Origin of the sequence: Mitsuokella apri (assembly GCF_047974105.1) — a bacterium.
In the GTDB taxonomy this organism is placed as follows: Bacteria; Bacillota; Negativicutes; order Selenomonadales; family Selenomonadaceae; genus Mitsuokella.
This window is the reverse complement of sequence record NZ_JBHYRS010000028.1, coordinates 1-365: the sequence shown is the minus strand read 5'-3', so window position 1 is coordinate 365 and position 365 is coordinate 1. Positions and strand designations below refer to the sequence as shown.

3 tRNA genes are annotated in these 365 nt (G+C 53.2%); all 3 read right to left on the bottom strand.

The window, feature by feature from the left end:
• Position 1: 1 nt before the first annotated feature.
• The 3 genes from ACE419_RS11580 to ACE419_RS11570 all read right to left on the bottom strand — a co-directional run bounded on the left by ACE419_RS11580 (position 2) and on the right by ACE419_RS11570 (position 267).
• Positions 2-76: transfer RNA gene (locus ACE419_RS11580), tRNA-Glu, on the bottom strand.
• Between the two features lie 34 nt (positions 77-110).
• Positions 111-186 (bottom strand) — tRNA-Lys (locus tag ACE419_RS11575).
• A gap of 4 nt (positions 187-190) precedes the next feature.
• Positions 191-267 (bottom strand) — tRNA-Gln (locus tag ACE419_RS11570).
• Between the last annotated feature and the right edge of the window lie 98 nt (positions 268-365).

Below are 365 nucleotides of genomic sequence, written 5' to 3'. Positions count from 1 at the left end.
ATGGTGACGCCAATGGGATTCGAACCCATGAACCCGCCGTGAAAGGGCGGTGTCTTAACCGCTTGACGATGGCGCCAAGATAAAATCAAGTGGACACTTATTATATAAAATGGTGGCTCACCCGGGATTCGAACCCGGGACACCCTGATTAAAAGTCAGGTGCTCTGCCAACTGAGCTAGTGAACCGCACTGGCTGGGGTAGTTGGACTCGAACCAACGAATGCGGGAGTCAAAGTCCCGTGCCTTAACCGACTTGGCTATACCCCAATCACCCCAGGGGATTACAAAATTGGCTCCTCGAGCAGGATTCGAACCTGCGACAGCCTGATTAACAGTCAGGTGCTCTACCGGCTGAGCTATCGAGG